This is a genomic window from Rugamonas sp. DEMB1 (assembly GCF_029834475.1).
GTDB lineage: Bacteria > Pseudomonadota > Gammaproteobacteria > Burkholderiales > Burkholderiaceae_D > Rugamonas > Rugamonas rubra.
In genome coordinates this window covers 2,954,972-2,969,004 of the sequence record NZ_CP122407.1, presented here as the reverse complement: position 1 = coordinate 2,969,004, position 14,033 = coordinate 2,954,972, and the positions used below count along the sequence as shown (strand labels likewise).

The window sequence follows — 14,033 nt, the reverse complement described above, 5'->3', positions numbered from 1 at the left end:
GGCGTCCTTGATGTCGAGTCTCATGCGACACCTTGCACGATCTTGACGATCAAATGCTGCGTCAACGCAAGCATCGCGCCGTTGCTGTAGCTGCCCTGATGGTTGTAGCCGCGCGTGGCGAACAGCTGTTTCACTTTGCCGGAAGGACCGGCACCGGATTGGCTGGGCACGGTCCCGTCGCCACTGGCGTCCTGGTCCATGTGCTGGAAATAGGCTGTCCCCTTGTTTGGGAACGAGACGTTGCGGCCACCGCCAAATGTTGAGCTCCCTTCTGGTTTGCCCTTCTGCACTTCGCTGGCGGAAAGGCCAACATAATGGGGTTCACTCAGCCAGCGACATGACCCGAAGGACCGTTGCTGGAAATCGTTGCCATAAAATGCGTAGGAGTTGGGATGGTAATAGGTGTCAAGTACACGCTTGTGAAAATCCTCGGCTTGGTTGATTGCTTTTATAATAAATGGCGCCGGGTTGCCGTTGTACTTGTCGGCAGGGTCCGCCAACGCCGGGTCGATCAGCCGATACCAGGATTTCATATCTCGATACAAATCGTAGGGACTGTCGGTTGTTGGTAACTGGAGGTAGTCCATGTCCGGCGAGGATTGGCGCTTGGTTGAAACGAACAACCATGGCTTTGGATACAGGTGGTTGGGCAGCAGCTCCAACGGTCCGGGGGCCGTCGCCATGACCGGCGTGGTTTCCTCGGCTTTTTCCCCGGCGATGACGGCGAAGGCTTCCATTCCCATGTTGCCGATCCAACTGGCGCTTGGACTCGACGTCTCCGTGCCGCAGGCGATCCGGCGATAGCACAGCGGCGCACCGAAGGCGGGCATCACACCGTGGATAACGCCGGCGATCAGGTCCGGGATCTCCTTCGCGCAGGCCCGCGCCACCAGACCGCCCATCGAGTGCGTCACCAGAATCACTTGTTTGCAGTCCTGTTTTCGGCTGGACCAAAAATCGATGATCTCCTTAACACGCCGCTTCAATCGTTTCGCCGATTTTTTGTTCGATTGCAGCCAGTTGTAGCCGCAGGCATACACGGGGAAATGGAAGCCCGCGTGTTTCTTGAACTCGGCCTCCGTCAACGGGGCGGTCAATCCGCTTGATGCCGCGCCCCATTGCCTGCGGTCCCACTGATTCACGGCCGCCCAGTGCGGCCGGATGACGCGGAGGTCTTTGACGAATGTGTAAGTGGAGTTCAGGTTGTGCTCCAGCGTGTAGAGCAAATTCCCATAACTTCCCCAATGGATTTCTCCCCACCAGTGCGCGCGGGCGTGTCTTTCGTCCACACCGTCGGAAAAGGAAAACATGGACAAATTAATGTCGCCACTGTCGTCCACCTCCAGGGTTTCGGGGTCAAGAACTTGTTGCCGGAGCTTGGGATCGCGCCGTTTCCATTTCTTTACCTCGGTTAGCCCCGCCGCCAAGCCATTCGGCGGGCGCCACGCCGGTTCGCCCGGCGCCAGGGCCTTGTTTTTATCCGCGCCGGGATCGACTTTCGCCCGCAGATTGCTGCCCATGATTCCCGGCACCACGATGACGGGAATCACCCTTCGCGGCGGAATGGTCAACACGCCGCGCGTGGTGACCGCCTTTGGTGTCAGAGTGCTGGTTCCGACCCACTGGCCATCCTTGTTGAGGCGGGGATTGGGCAACGGCCGTGTTGGCTCATCCATAATAGCTTCTCCCATTTGGGTTAAAACGATCTGCGTGCTGCGACAGCTTGGCTGTCGCGTGCGACAAGCGCCCTACCCCATCGAGAAATTTTGCAGGGTCGATATCAAGCTGGCACCGCATGAGGTCTTGTGGCCGTGATACGCGACCGGGACGCCGTCGATCAGGTGGTTGGGATCGCCTTCGACGATGGTGCAGACCGTATGACCGGGAAGCGGACAACTGCACTTGTCGCCGACGCGCGCCACCGGCAAGTTGTCGACAATGAACTGGCTGGCACTGGCGGACGTAACCTTGCCGCCATGGGAGGTTGGGTCGCCGAGACGAATTACGTTGGGCATCATATTTCCTTGTAGCTTGGATTGCTTGTGGTCTTGCGGCATAAGCTGCCGTAAGACCTCCTGTGCTGACCATGCGGCGCGTGCTCACCATAGGCGCAGGTCGTACTGCATATTGCCGTAGTCAACGTCCACCGGCCGGGTGGTGAGGAAGGTGTCGCGGCCGAGTCCCAGCTTTTCCGGGGCGGCCGGTCCAAGGTGTACGGTCTTCACGTCTTGTGCGCGCAGCACGACCTGAACGCGGAATTGCAGCGGCGCGCACGGGAACATGGACAGCAGTTTTTCGAGCGCCTTGGCGCCGTCCGCGCCGCGCGCGAAACGGTTGAAGTTGCTCTTGTCCAACGGGCCGATGCGCACCCGCACGCGCTGGTCGCGCGTCCAGCGGCGCGCTCCCAGCGTCGCGCCCCTGCCTAAAATCGAGTTACCTCCCAGCAACGTTGTCTGGGATTGCTTCGGAATCATGTCCCAGCAGCCGTCAAACAACACCACCTCGAAAGGGACGCCGAAATACTCGGCGAGCACGTCGGACATGCTACTGCCCGATACCGTGCGGCGCCGTATCACCGCCGCGTAGTAAGCCAGTGTTTCATCGCACAAGCCGCCGTCCAGGTGCGGCTCGGCGCCGGTGGATTTGGACGATATGCCGGCCAGCATCAACAGCCGTGGCAGGTAGCCATCCTCTCCCCGCGTATCGCGCATGAACTCCACCCGGTACTTTGCGTTGGCTTGGTAGAACAAGGCCAACGCGCGGGTGGAAAATAGGTCGAGCAAGGCGCGCGGGCCGTCGTCCTTTTTGAAGTGCTCGACGGCGGCGACGCGTTCCGTGTACTTGTTGGGCAGCACGCCGCCGGAGCCCAGGAAGCCCATGAAGGATGGCGTGATGGCGATTCCGTCCAAGCGCCTCGCCAACAATGCGGCCCCCAGTTGGGCGACAGTGCGAATCTCTTCACCGGACTTGGCTTCCAGGGCCTCGATCTGGCTGGCAGGAAAGGTCAACGAGGTGCTATTTCTAAAGGTCAGGTAGTCGGTCAGCGCCAGATCGTGCGGCACGCCGTTCTGCCGTAGCCACAGCTCGATCAGATGCACCGCCTGGAAGAACTTGAAACGGTACGGCTCGTCGAGCAGCCGCTGCATTACACCAGGTTCAGCTCCCCATTGCGTGGTGGACATTTGAGCAACTCCTTCCCCGTTTCGAGCGATACGATGGTCAATTGTGTGAAGCTGTTCAGATGAACATACATCCCCAGGAAATGGTCCATCAGCTGGGCGAATACGTGGATGCCGCAGCCGACGAAGGCGGCCTCGTCGAGCGTCATCCGGACTTCCACCCCTTGCACGGTGGCGCTGCCGCGCTTGTCGCGCAGCCAGGCGCGAGCTGGCTCGATCTCCAACGCGACAATGCCGTCGATCTGCCGCCGCGAGGTCGCCGAGCGGACCAGATCGTGCATGGCGAGCATCTCGCGGAAGGCCGGCAGGCCGTCTTGTGACAAGGAGCTGATGCTCAGGGCAAGATGCGAGGCGAGCTTCCACTGAACGTCGCGGCCCGATGGCGGCGCGCACGGCACGGTGGGTCTGCGCAGTAGCCGGATTGAATGCATGCCGATGCTGATCTCCGTCGACAGGTCGCCGCCAGGGGCGCCAAACTCTTGTCGGCTCGGCAGAGCGCCATTGCTGCAGGTGAGTTCGACCGACACGGTCGAGGACGGGGATGTGATCGGGTTGAAGTCGATGTCGACGAAGGACAATTGGTTTTCGTACCCCGGCTTGGTCGCCGCCACCGCGTCGTCGCGCCGCATGATCCAGTACTGCCCTTTCTTGCTGCCGGCGTCGCCATGGTGGAACGAATAGTAGGGACGAAACTCCACGACCTCGGCGCTGCTGCCGGCGCCGCGCACCATGTGCACGGAATTAACGCCATAGACCTGATAGGCCTTGGCATTTAGGGCATCGGCTATCAAGGTGTAGTGCTGCGCAGTGTGGTCGAGCCGGATCGGACAGGCCGACTGCTTGAACAAATTGACAACCGGCGTACACCCGGCGACCAAGTGTTGTGCGTCGAGCGACCTGAGCAGGCGCGCGGCGTTGCTATCTTCAGCCAGCCCCGCCATACAGAAATGCAGCGTCAGCCACCGGCATCCAGAAGGCAAGCGTGTAGCCAGAGCAGCCAACTGGATGTCGAGGAAATTGAACTTCGCTGGGAAGCAGAAGTACTCGGTCAGCAAACGGAACGCCGCCTGCGACTTCGCCGAAAACGGGATCAGCGCCTCGTTTGCGTCCAGCCCGACGGGTGCCAGCGGGTTCGTGCCAAGGCTTAGCCAGCGCCCGTCGCTCACTTCCACGTAGGTACAGACGGTGCGCAAAAAGAGCGCGTCGAGCAGGGCCGCGCAAAACGACGGCTCGCCGTCGATGAACAGGCGCAGGCTGTCCACGGGCAAACCGGACGGGTTGGACGCGTCCGGCGTCCATTCGATGGTGACGGCGATCTCGGCGCCCACACCGGGCGGCAGGCGGGTGCCGGCGGGCGCCCTTGTCGTTGGCGAAAATGCCGCTGCAGTCACCGAAATGGGGGCCAGCGGAACCGCGAAGGCGGTCACGAACTTGCAGATCACCCCATCGCGCTTGCGCTCCGCCGTCTTGAGCAAGGCGCCGCGCGGCACCGTCGTCTTGCCGCTGGCCCGTTTGCCATTGCCCCCTGCGGGGTCGAAGCAGACAACAGCGCAGGACGGGAAGAAGCGCAGAAGGTGGGGCGCCAACATGTCCAGGAAGGAGGCGGTCAGTTCAGGGAGGTCGTCGTCGAGCTTCTTGGCGGTTCTGGCGTTGAGCACGGCCGCCGCCTGCGTCAGGCATCGGATGCCGGGGTCGCCGCCGCTGTCGCCGTTGAGCAACAAGTCGCCGGCGATGCCGGGATGCCGCTCGCGGAAGCGGCTGAAGTAGTCGCCAAACAGTCTTAGCTCGCGCTCAACGAACGGCAGCAGGTCTTTCATCGGGACACTCCTCTTCACGACAGCCGGGACCGCCCCAGTATTTATTGAAGACGATGGCTCGGGCTTGCGTAGTGTCAAGCGCAGAGGGACTGGGCGGGATTTGCGCTCATGTTTTGCGGATAGACTGGACTGCCAACCACCAACACGGAGCGCGCGCCGCGTTCGCCATCGAAAGTCCGTCTGCATGCAGGGACTGCCTCCGGCCCGCGTACAGTTTGACCTGTTTTCCGGATAGTTTGTCTACGCGACGTTGCTGTCATTTCCGGGTATTCCCGTCCCGAGGATGTCGGCTGCGGCAGGAGCAGCGGGTTCTGTTGGGGGCGGGTGCCCGGTGACGTCTTCCAGGTTAGGATCGGGTTGCGAAGGCGGAAGCGGCGGGTCGTGTCGCACGAGCTTCCAGTACGTCGGCGCCTCATGCTGGAAGGTGGGCCGTTCGCGTTTGATCCGCTGCCACAGTGTCGGCGGCACAAGCAGGGTGGCTTGCGGCATGCGCACGCCGTGTCGAAAGAACTGGGTATCGCCGTGTTCGACCTCGCCGAGTGCCTTGCCGTCGTAGCATTGCCACCAGCCGCTGGCCGGGCAGGCCTCGTATGCCAAGACGCCGGTGCCGATGTCGGGAATGGCAGCCTTGGCGATTGCCGGTTGCACGGATTTCGTGGGCCGTACCCGGATACTCGACGACATCTTGTCCCATAGCGCCAGGACCGCGCCGTCCGTCAGGCTTGAATCGACCGGTTTTCCACCTGGTCGAACGGAATGGCCGGTAGTGATTTCTAGCGATAGTTCTGGTCGAAGTACATCGTCCTGCTTGCTAAACGACTCCCATTCGCAGCTATGGCCGGTGGTGCCGTTTAGCTCATTGAACCGTTCGACCAGCTCCTCACCCGGAATTCCTCCAATTGAGCGTGCGCCGCGCTTTAAGGTACGGACATGTGCCTCAAACTCCCGTCTTACCTCGTCGTCGCGGGCGAGCAAACTCTTGTCGGGCTTGAGGCCGGCCATCGTATCGAAAGCGATCACGAAGTCTGGATGTTCCTTCAGACTCAAGAACATGGTGACGCGCTCGTGTTGGCTAGCCAGTAGCGGATCTTTGATCATTGCGCGGCCGAAGCAGAAGCCCGGTTCCGTCGGAACCTCTCCCTCCTTCAATGGTTTGATCTGGCGAACGAACCGCGCGAGTTCCGTGAGACGGTCATCGCCAAGTTTCGACGTGAAATCGACACTCGTACCGTTCGTGCGCACATAGGCATTTGTCGCGGCAAGTGTTGAGTCGACCCGCTTTTCATACTCGAACCAATGCGTCCACATTCGGTCGAAAACGAAAATTTTCCCGCGAATTCCTTCCCGCTCGACGGAGATTGCCTTTTCAAGGCTGATGCCATCCCGTTCGTTCTTCTCCGCCTTCAGTTCCGCCTCCCTACTCTCCAGGCGGGCCTTAAACTGCTCGTCGGTCTCGTCGGGATAAATTGAGATGTCCCACCCGGCCAGGAATGCTCCCCGGAAAGAGACCCGCGCCTCGGCGGGGACGTCGATTAGGAAGCGTCCCACGCATACGGTCTTCATTGTCTCGGTCATGTGTTTCACCTTGCTCTTGTCCAGGATGTTGCGTACGGCGCCGATACTCCAGCCGCAAAACAACACGGCCAGGAAGAGCACAGCGAGGATCTTCAATCGGGCGTCCTTGATGTCGAGTCTCATGCGACACCTTGCACGATCTTGACAATTAGATGCTGCGTCAACGCCAGCATCGCGCCGTTGCTGTAGCTGCCCTGATGGTCGTAGCCGCGCGTGGCGAACAGCTGTTTCACTTTGCCGGAAGGGCCGGCACCGGATTGGCTGGGCACGGTGCCGTCGCCACTGGCGTCCTGGTCCATGTGCCGGAAATAGGCTGTCCCCTTGTTTGGGAACGAGACGTTGCGGCCACCGCCAAATGTTGAGCTCCCTTCTGGTTTGCCCTTCTGCACTTCGCTGGCGGAAAGGCCAACATAATGGGGTTCACTCAGCCAGCGACATGACCCGAAGGACCGTTGCTGGAAATCGCTGCCATAAAATGCGTAGGAGTTCGGATGGTAATAGGTGTCAAGTACACGCTTGTGAAAATCCTCGGCTTGGTTGATTGCTTTTATAATAAATGGCGCCGGGTTGCCGTTGTACTTGTCGGCAGGGTCCGCCAACGCCGGGTCGATCAGCCGATACCAGGATTTCATATCTCGATACAAATCGTAGGGACTGTCGGTTGTTGGTAACTGGAGGTAGTCCATGTCCGGCGAGGACTGGCGCTTGGTGGAAACGAACAACCAAGGCTTTGGATACAAGTGGTTGGGCAGCAACTCCAGCGGTCCGGGGGCCGTCGCCATGACCGGCGTGGTTTCCTCAGCTTTTTCCCCGGCGATGACGGCGAAGGCTTCCATTCCCATGTTGCCGATCCAACTGGCGCTTGGACTCGACGTCTCCGTGCCGCAGGCGATCCGGCGGTAGCACAGCGGGGCGCCGAGGGCGGGCATCACGCCGTGGATAACGCCGGCGATCAGGTCCGGGATCTCCTTCGCGCAGGCCCGCGCCACCAGACCGCCCATCGAGTGCGTCACCAGAATCACTTGTTTGCAGTCCTGTTTTCGGCTGGACCAAAAATCGATGATCTCCTTAACACGCCGCTTCAATCGTTTCGCCGATTTTTTGTTCGATTGCAGCCAGTTGTAGCCGCAGGCATACACGGGGAAATGGAAGCCCGCGTGTTTCTTGAACTCGGCCTCCGTCAACGGGGCGGTCAATCCGCTTGATGCCGCGCCCCATTGCCTGCGGTCCCACTGATTCACGGCCGCCCAGTGCGGCCGGATGACGCGGAGGTCTTTGACGAATGTGTAAGTGGAGTTCAGGTTGTGCTCCAGCGTGTAGAGCAAATTCCCGTAACTTCCCCAATGGATTTCTCCCCACCAGTGCGCGCGGGCGTGTCTTTCGTCCACACCGTCGGAAAACGAAAACAGGGATAAGTTGATGTCGCCGCTGTCGTCGACCTCCAATGTATCAGGATCGAGAATCTGCTGCCGTTGCTTCGGCTTGCGCTTTTTCCATTTTTTCACCTCGCTCAGGCCGTCAACCGCCCCGTTCGGCGGGCGCCATGCAGGTTCGCCCGGGGCCAGAGCCTTATTCTTATCCACGCCGGGATTGACTTTCGCGCGCAAGTTGCTGCCCATTATCCCCGGCACTACGATGACCGGGATCACCCTTCGCGGCGGGATGGTCAGCACGCCGCGCGTGGTGATCGCTTTTGGTGTCAGCGTGCTGGTTCCCACCCATTGGCCATCCTTGTTGAGGCGGGGATTGGGCAGCGGCCGTGTTGGTTCATCCATGGCTAACTTCTCCAATTCAAGTTGATACGAGCAGCGTGTTGCAACGAGAACGTCGCGCCATACGCAACCCGGATTCGCTGACGGTCCGCGCGCACGTCAAACGACAAAACCGCTAAGCGGACGATGACGCTTTCATTGGGACACTCCTCTTCAGAACAGCCGGGACCGCCCCAGTATTTATTGAAGACGATGGCTTGGGCTTGCGTAGGGTCAAGCGTAGAGGGACTGGGCGAGAAGCGGTCTGATGTTTTGAGGATAGACTGGACTGCCAACCACCTACTTGGAGAGCGCGATGCGATTGCCATCAAAGGTGCCCTCTGGACTGAAGGCTTGCCCCTGGCACCTCAACAATTCCAACAAACGGACCGCTACCATGAAGCCCGGCTGCAAAGAATCGCCTCGGCGATCAACCCGCACCTGTGGGGTGTGCGCGCGTTGTCCGTCAATGAGGACCAGTTGAGCAACAACGTGTTGTCGATCAATACGATGTCCCTCATCTTTCAGGATGGCGACATTGTTGAGGCCCCTCCACCGACGAATTGCCAAGCGAAGTCGATCTCAGTCAACTGCCCGCGAGCGAGCAAACCTTTACGTTTTTCGCCGCCCTGCCGATCCTGAAGACCGCTGGCGGCAATGTGGCGGATGCCGCCGCGAGGGCAAATGGCGCGCGCTACACGCAGGTAGCAAGCGACACGGCGGACCTGTTCGCCGATAGCGTCGACGTCGAAGTCGCCTATCTGAACAAGCAAGTTCGGTTGCTGTCGCAATTGGAGCCGCGCGAAGACCATGTCAGCTTTCCCGTGCTCAGGCTGCGGCGGGCGGCGCACGAAGGCTTCGAGATCGATCCGACCTTCATGCCACCCGGCTTGACCATTGACGCCATTGATGGCCTGCAGCCCATGCTCGCCAGTCTGCTGGGCAAGTTGCATGCGAAAATCGCCGCCCTTAACCAGCGCCAACGCCGGCCCAGCCACGACATCATCGAAGTCGCCAACGGCGATATGGCCTCGTTCTGGATGCTCCACACCATCAGCACGGCGGCCGCTTCGCTGAGCCATTGCGTCCGATACCGCCAGTACCATCCCGTAGTCCTGTTCGACAAGCTGTGTGAATTGGCCGGCGGCCTGATACCGTTCACGTTGCAATACTCGCTGGCCGAACTGCCGGCCTATCAACATGAGGATCCGGCGCCCGGCTTCACCGAACTCGACGCACTTATCCGCGACCTGGTCGATACCGTCATTTCCACACGGTACCTCATCATCCCTTTGGAGAACAGCAACGACGGCTCGCCCTACTACCGCGGCAAGCTGGATTCGGCCAAGATCGACAGGCAAACGACGCTCTGCCTTGGGGTCAACGCAAGCATGCCGGCTCTCGAACTGGTTGAGAGGATTCCTCGCCTCGTCAAGCTCGGTTCGCCAGAAGACGTCGAGAGAATGGTCTGTTATGCGTTGTCCGGCGTCACGCTGGCCTACATGCCACAGGTCCCGTCTGCCGTGCCGATCCGACCAAACACGTACTACTTCGTCATCGATCGGAATCACGACAAATATGAGAACATGCTGAAGGCGCAGGCGATCACAATCTACATTCCGGACGTCGTAGATGACGTAGAGTTTGAACTCATCGCCATCGTAGCCTGAGCGCGCCACCCGGGCGCGGCGCCGCGCCTACTGCAGGTGGCGCTGGCGCGCGAAGGCGTCGCGGATGTGCTGGCGCAGGGCGTCGTCGTCCCAGGGTTTGGAGAGGAACTTGTAGACGGCGCCCTGGTTGATGGCGTCGGTCACCGCCGCCAGGTCGGCGTGGCCGGACAGGATCATGCGCACCGTCTGCGGATACAGGTCCTTGACCAGGCCGAGGAAGGCGGCGCCGCTCATGCCGGGCATGCACTGGTCGGACACGATCACCTGCGCCGGCTCGAGCGCCAGCAGCTCGAGCGCCTCGGCGCCGCCGGCCGCCGTCAACACCCGGTAGCCCTCCTTGCGCAGCAGGCGGCGCAGCGCCGCCAGGTTGTCCGGCTCGTCGTCGACCAGCAGCAGGGTGTCGCGCCCGTCGGCGGACTCGGCCGGCGGCGCCAGGCACTTGCCGTCGCGCAGCATGGCGCCGAACTCGTCGGCCGGCACCGGCGGGCTGAAGTAGTAGCCCTGCATCTCGTCGCAGCGCTGGCGGCGCAGGAACTGCAGTTGGCCCTCGGTCTCGACGCCCTCGGCCACCACGCGCAGGCCCAGGCTGTGCGACATGGCGATGACGGCGGTGGCGATGGCGGCGTCCTCGGCGCTGTTGGTCAGGTCGCTGACGAAGGAGCGGTCGATCTTGACGAAGTCGAAGGGGAAGCGCTTCAGGTAGGCCAGCGAGGAGTAGCCGGTGCCGAAGTCGTCGAGCGAGAGCTTGACGCCGAGCGCCTTGAGCTCGCGCAGGTGGCCTGCGGCGGCCTGCGGGTCGTCCATCACCATCGACTCGGTCAACTCGAACTCGATGTCGCGCGGCGCCAGGCCGTGGCCGGCGATGGCGGCGGCGATGGTGTGCTGCACCTGGCCGCCGGTGAACTGCACCGCCGACAGGTTGATCGCCACCGGCACGATCTCGACGCCGGCGCCGCGCCAGGCGGCCTGCTGGGCGCAGACGGCGTCGATGATCCAGTCGCCCAGGGCGACGATCAGGCCGGTCTGCTCGGCCAGCGGGATGAACTCGACCGGGCCGACCAGGCCGCGCTCGGGGTGGCGCCAGCGCACCAGCGCCTCGGCGCTGACGATGTGGCCGCCCTGCAGGTCGACGCGCGGCTGGTAGAACATGCAGAACTGGCCCTGCTCGAGCGCGTGGCGCAGCGCCGCCTCGAGGGCGATGCGGGCGCCGATCGCCTGGTTCATGCGCGGCGCGTAGAACACCCAGCGCTGCGGCGAGGACTTGGCCTGCTTGAGCGCCAGCTCGGCGCGTTTGAGCAGGGTCTCGGCGTCGGCGCCGTCGTCCGGGTAGAGGGCGACGCCGGCGCGCGCCGCCACCGCCAACTGCAGCGCGCCCACCGTCAGCGGCCGCGCCAGGCACTGCATCACTTGTTGCTCGAGCGAGGCCAGGGCGTCGGCGCCGCCCTGCAGGCCGCCGAGGGCGACGGCGAAGGTGTCGCCGCCGATGCGCGCGACCGTGAACGGCTCGCGCAGCTCGCCGCCCAGGCGCGCGGCGACGCGCTGCAGCACCTGGTCGCCGACGTGGCGGCCGAACTCGTCGTTGAGCTGGGCGAAGCCCTTCAGGTTGAGGGCGACGACGGCGGCGCCCTCGCCGGCGGCGCAGCCGTGCAGCAGCTGCACGGTGCGGTCGTGGAACAGCATGCTGTTGGGCAGACCGGTGAGCGCGTCGTAGTAGGCCAGGTAGCGCAGGCGCTCCTCGCGGTCGATGTACTGCAGGCCGAAGGACAGGTCGCCGGCCAGCTCGTCGAGCAGCAACAGGCGGCCCTCCTGGGCGAAGAAGCCGGTCTCGTTGGCGAACAACACCAGCACGGCGCAGCAGCGCTGGTCGAGCAGGATCGGCAGCGCCGCCAGGGCGCGCACCCCGCGCGCGGCCAGCTCGGCGCGCAGCGGCGCCAGCGAGGCGTCGCGGTCGATGTCGTCGCACACCACGCGGCTCAGCTGGCGCGCCGCCACGCTGGCCGGGCGCGCCGCGCCGGGGCCGGCCGGGTCGGCGCCGAACTTGATCAGCTCGGCGTAGCCGTCCGGCGCGCCGGCCGAGGCGACCACCCGGCCGGCCAGGGTGTGCGGGTCGATCACGCCGGCCCAGGCCATGCTGAAGGCACCCTGGCCGACGGCGACGCGGCAGGCCTCCTGCAGCAGCTCGTCGCGGTCGCGCAGGCGGACGATGGCCGAGTTGATCCCGCTGAGCACGGCGTACAACTGGCCGAGGCGGCCGACCCGCTCCTGCTGGGCGGCGGCCTCGCTGACGTCGGCGGCCAGGCCGGCGACGCGGTAGACCAGGCCGTGCTCGTCGCGGATGGGGAAGCCGCGGTCGTGGATGTGGCGCAGCGCGCCGTCCGGGCGGACGATGCGGTAGCGGTAGTCGTAGCCGTCGCGGTGGCCGGGCACCTGCTGCCAGGCGCGCTCGCGGCGCTCGACCTCGGCCAGGTCGTCCGGATGGATCGCCGCCTTCCACGACGCCGGCGCGGCGTACAGGCTGGCGCAGCTGCGCCCCCAGATGGCCTGGTAGGCCGGGCTGATGTAGAGCACGCGGCCGCTGCCGATGTCGACCAGGTAGAAGATTTCGCCGATGTTCTCGGCCAGTTGGCGGAAGCGCGCCTCGCTGTCGCGCAGGCGCTCGGCCAGCTCGCGGCGGGCGCGCAGCTCGGCCTCGAGCTGGGCGACGTTGGCGTTGATCTCGTCGACCAGCAGCAGGTTTTCGTAGGCCACCGCCAGCTGGGTGGCGACGGTGGCGACGGCGCGCTCGTCGATTTCGCTGAACTCGTCGGCGCCGAGCTTGTCGGCCAGGTAGATCCAGCCGTAGTCGCGCCCGCCGGCGCGGATCGGCACGGCCAGGAAGGAGCGCCGCGGCCGGCCGGCGCCGTCCAGGCCGGCGCGGGCCGGTGCCCGGTCGAGGTCGCGCAGGCGCTGCGGCTCGCGCTGGCCGAGCAGGAAGCCGAGCAGGCCGGCGTCCGGCGCCAAGGCGGCCAGCGCCGCCTGCTCGGCGGGGTCCAGGCCATGGCAGGCGAAGTGGCGCGCCGCCGCGCCGCCGGGCTCGACGATGCCGACCGCGCAGTAGCGCGCCACGCCGATCTGCCGCGCCACCTTGGCGGCGTAGTCGCACAGGCACTGGGGCTGGCGCAGGGCGGCGATCTCGATGCCCATGTCGATCAGCGCGGACAGGCGCAGGCCCACCGTCTGCAGCTCGGCCAGCGAACTCGACAGACGCTGCGTGGTGTCCTGCATGTCGCGCTGCAGCGGCGCGTCGGCCGGCGCGCGGGCGGCCATGTCGGACATCTGCTGGTTGCTGTCCTCGGCGCGCCGCAGGCAGACCGCCAGTTGCTGGTCGAGCGCGGCCAGGCGTGCCGGCGGCGGCGCCGGCACTGCCGGCTCGGCCGGCGCCGCCAGGCCCAGCGCCTCGTCGACGGCGCGCAGGATGGCGTCCGGCGTGGCCGGCTTTTGCAGCACCCAGTCGACGCCGCAGCGCTTGGCCATCTGGCGCGCCTCGCGCAGGTTGAAGGTGGAGGTGTAGAAGATCACCGGCACGGCGGCGAGCGCGGCGTCGGCGTCGGCGCGCACGGCCAGCACGAACTCGTAGCCGTTCATCACCGGCATCATCAGGTCGGTGATGATCAGGTCGGGCCTGGCGTTGCGCGCCAACAGCAGGCCCTCCTGGCCGTCGGCCGCCGCCAGCAGCTGGTGTTGGCCGAAGCTGAGCAAGGCGCTGAGGAACTGCCGGTTCAGCACATGGTCGTCGACGATCAGGATGGTGGCCAAGTCGCCTCCTGGCGGCTGGCGCTGACCATGCCGCCGCCGGCTTCATCAAGGACTAAACGGTCAGAATCTATCGCCATGTGCCGCCACCGGTTCGGTGGAACCATTTCCACCGTTGTGCTGTGAATCGCCCCGCCACCGCGCGCGCCGGCCGCCGCCGGGACGCGGGCGCGCCGCCGTTCGGCGGACGTCGATCGATGTTTGAGTATAGAGCGGAGTTTTGCGATTCCACAAGCAATGGATAAATTG

General features: G+C 63.9%; 7 protein-coding genes and 1 pseudogene. 1 reads left to right on the top strand and 7 read right to left on the bottom strand.

The features are described 5' to 3' along the window. Nucleotides 1-20: 20 nt before the first annotated feature. From QC826_RS13430 to QC826_RS13405, 6 genes are all read right to left on the bottom strand, one after another. Nucleotides 21-1,676 carry an esterase/lipase family protein gene (locus tag QC826_RS13430; protein WP_279766036.1) on the bottom strand — a complete coding sequence of 552 codons (1,656 nt, stop codon included), beginning with the start codon at nt 1,674-1,676 and terminating at the stop codon, nt 21-23. Between the two features lie 72 nt (nt 1,677-1,748). Beyond that, entirely contained in the window at nt 1,749-2,015 is a 267-nt protein-coding gene (locus tag QC826_RS13425; protein ID WP_279766480.1) for a PAAR domain-containing protein, read from the bottom strand. A gap of 84 nt (nt 2,016-2,099) precedes the next feature. After that, nucleotides 2,100-3,182 (bottom strand): type VI secretion system baseplate subunit TssG, encoded by a 1,083-nt coding sequence (gene tssG / locus QC826_RS13420; RefSeq protein ID WP_279766035.1) that lies wholly within the window; start codon nt 3,180-3,182, stop codon nt 2,100-2,102. Next, complete coding sequence (gene tssF, locus QC826_RS13415) at nt 3,146-4,996, bottom strand: type VI secretion system baseplate subunit TssF (protein ID WP_279766034.1); 1,851 nt, start codon at nt 4,994-4,996, stop codon at nt 3,146-3,148. The genes tssG and tssF overlap by 37 nt, the downstream gene beginning before the upstream one ends. A gap of 240 nt (nt 4,997-5,236) precedes the next feature. Beyond that, nucleotides 5,237-6,694: a T6SS immunity protein Tli4 family protein gene (locus tag QC826_RS13410; RefSeq protein ID WP_279766033.1), complete on the bottom strand. Its 1,458-nt coding sequence runs from the start codon at nt 6,692-6,694 to the stop codon at nt 5,237-5,239. Next, on the bottom strand, nt 6,691-8,346 hold the full coding sequence (locus QC826_RS13405; RefSeq protein WP_279766032.1) for a triacylglycerol lipase: 1,656 nt from the start codon (nt 8,344-8,346) through the stop codon (nt 6,691-6,693). Before QC826_RS13405 ends, QC826_RS13410 begins: the two co-directional genes overlap by 4 nt. A 123-nt stretch (nt 8,347-8,469) precedes the next feature. On the opposite strand from QC826_RS13405, the pseudogene tssK reads away from it, so the two are divergent. Then, nucleotides 8,470-9,992 (top strand): annotated as a pseudogene (tssK, locus tag QC826_RS13395) (type VI secretion system baseplate subunit TssK). A gap of 27 nt (nt 9,993-10,019) precedes the next feature. On the opposite strand, the gene QC826_RS13390 reads toward tssK, so the two are convergent. After that, nucleotides 10,020-13,787 (bottom strand): EAL domain-containing protein, encoded by a 3,768-nt coding sequence (locus QC826_RS13390; RefSeq protein WP_279766030.1) that lies wholly within the window; start codon nt 13,785-13,787, stop codon nt 10,020-10,022. Nucleotides 13,788-14,033 lie beyond the last annotated feature (246 nt).

Excerpts from the sequence above, each read along its gene's own strand:
- QC826_RS13430 (WP_279766036.1), bottom strand. The coding sequence starts at position 1,676 with ATGGATGAGCCAACACGGCCGTTGCCCAATCCCCGCCTCAACAAGGAT.
- QC826_RS13425 (WP_279766480.1), bottom strand. The coding sequence starts at position 2,015 with ATGCCCAACGTAATTCGTCTCGGCGACCCAACCTCCCATGGCGGCAAG.
- tssG (WP_279766035.1), bottom strand. The coding sequence starts at position 3,182 with ATGTCCACCACGCAATGGGGAGCTGAACCTGGTGTAATGCAGCGGCTG.
- tssF (WP_279766034.1), bottom strand. The coding sequence starts at position 4,996 with ATGAAAGACCTGCTGCCGTTCGTTGAGCGCGAGCTAAGACTGTTTGGC.
- QC826_RS13410 (WP_279766033.1), bottom strand. The coding sequence starts at position 6,694 with ATGAGACTCGACATCAAGGACGCCCGATTGAAGATCCTCGCTGTGCTC.
- QC826_RS13405 (WP_279766032.1), bottom strand. The coding sequence starts at position 8,346 with ATGGATGAACCAACACGGCCGCTGCCCAATCCCCGCCTCAACAAGGAT.